Here is a 1,629-nt window from a genome sequence, read left to right as displayed (position 1 = left end):
GAAGTTCTTTCCTCACCGTCAACGTAATGGTCGGGGCGTGCGCGCGGGGCGAGAGAGGCGAATCCGGTGATGATCCGTGACCGGGTCCGGCTGCCACCCGCGCGATTGCGCGGGCGGCCCCCCGACCTCAAAGGGGAGAGTTGCTCCCGCTCCGGGGTGCGTCGAGGATCACCCGTGGCGGTCCGGTCTTCCCTGCGGTGGATGCTGCCGCCCACGACTGACCGTCGCGGAGAATGATGTTGTGCGGCAGGATTCTGCCCAGCACCAGGAGCCCCCACCCGGCGTCGGGTATGTCGTCCACCAGGTGGAGCCCAGGGGGGAACTCGACCAGTCCGGCCGCCGCGACCACGGCGAGGGCGCTGTGCCGACGGACCACCTCGTCGCCGGACGTGTGCTCCTCGCCGGCCGGCGAGTAGGCGTACCGGTGTCCGCGCAGTGCCTGGCCGAGATCCACCGAATGGATACCGGCGTCGCCGCGCGCGGACAGCGCCAGACGTATACCCCGACCGTCCCGTCCCGATTCGCCGAGCGTCACCTCCGGCAACGGCTGCGCGAGCGGTGCTGGGTCGCCGGGAAGGGACCGCGACGTCGCCAGGTAGTCGGCGTCCGCGGCGACGAACGCCACCGTGTCCACGTCGTCGGTGATGCGATCGGATTGCCAGCGGAGCAATGTCCGGGACGAGGTCCACGGTGACCCGGACACCACCGCCGGAAGGACAGCGGCCGCTTCCGTCTGAAACCCGTAGGCGCCGTCCACGGCGGTATCCGACACTGCCGCGGCCGCGACCCGGACGATGGCTTCGTGGCGGACCCTGCGGGTGAGGAGGTCGGCAACGAAATGCTGCCGGGCCGAGCCGAAGCGGCGTAGACCGTGCGCATCCACAGCCAGTGTCACCTCCTCCCAGTTCTCGTACGGAAGCAACGCATCGCGCAGGAGGACCAGTTGGTGCAACCACTCGTTGTAGAGCTGCATGATCGCCGGCGCATCGGGAGCGCCGGTGAGGTGGGCCGCAGCGGCCTCGGTCCAGACATGGCCCTCGCAGTGACTGCGGACGGTGACGTCCGACGCGGCGGTTCCCGTGGCCGCGGCAAGCCTCGACAGTGACGCCCCGATGTCCCTCGCCTGTCTGGCGATCGTGCCCCGGTGATCGTGATCGCCCTCGTACCCGGCCAGGGTGAGAACGGCTTCCCGGCCCTCGGTGCGCAAAGCGGCGGTCAGCCCTGCGAGGAGGTCGCCGCGGACGCGGTCATCCGCCCGGAGACGGTGCAGAACGGACGACAGCAGGGTGTCGGCTTCGGTGACGAATGCCGCCGGCGTGACGCGGCTGCCCTGCCCCCAGTTGTTCCAGGTGCTCATCGATCGATCCTCGTTCCGTAGAAGTTGGGGCGGCTCGACGCGTCGAGTACCACACCCTGGGTGCCGGGTGATGTAGCGATGATGGTCGACTGCTCGAACAGGGGAATCCCGTGTCCCTGATCGATCACCTCACCGGCAGCAGCGGTGGTAATGGATTGTCGTGCAGCAGGATCGGTTGTCCGTCCGAGCCGGTCGAGGAGTTCGTCGATCCGCTCCGGAACGGTGCGCCGATTCGGATTCGAGCCCGTCGTCCCGAACAGCGTGACCAGCAC

1 protein-coding gene and 1 pseudogene are annotated in these 1,629 nt (G+C 68.9%); both read right to left on the bottom strand.

Features of this window, described 5'->3' with window-relative positions:
* Positions 1–127: 127 nt before the first annotated feature.
* The gene (locus tag WAW17_RS04580) at positions 128–1,357 is read right to left on the bottom strand and encodes a hypothetical protein (RefSeq protein WP_422331826.1); all 1,230 of its coding nucleotides are present in this window, start codon (positions 1,355–1,357) and stop codon (positions 128–130) included.
* Positions 1,354–1,629 (bottom strand): annotated as a pseudogene (locus tag WAW17_RS04575) (ABC transporter substrate-binding protein); the annotation flags it as partial. The pseudogene WAW17_RS04575 and the gene WAW17_RS04580, both read right to left, overlap by 4 nt.

It is taken from the genome of Rhodococcus sp. (in: high G+C Gram-positive bacteria), assembly GCF_049286785.1.
Lineage (GTDB): Bacteria > Actinomycetota > Actinomycetes > Mycobacteriales > Mycobacteriaceae > Rhodococcus_F.
Note: the sequence above shows the minus strand (reverse complement) of the source record. Positions and strands in the feature narration are given on the sequence as shown.

Excerpts from the sequence above, each read along its gene's own strand:
- WAW17_RS04580 (WP_422331826.1), bottom strand. The coding sequence starts at position 1,357 with ATGAGCACCTGGAACAACTGGGGGCAGGGCAGCCGCGTCACGCCGGCG.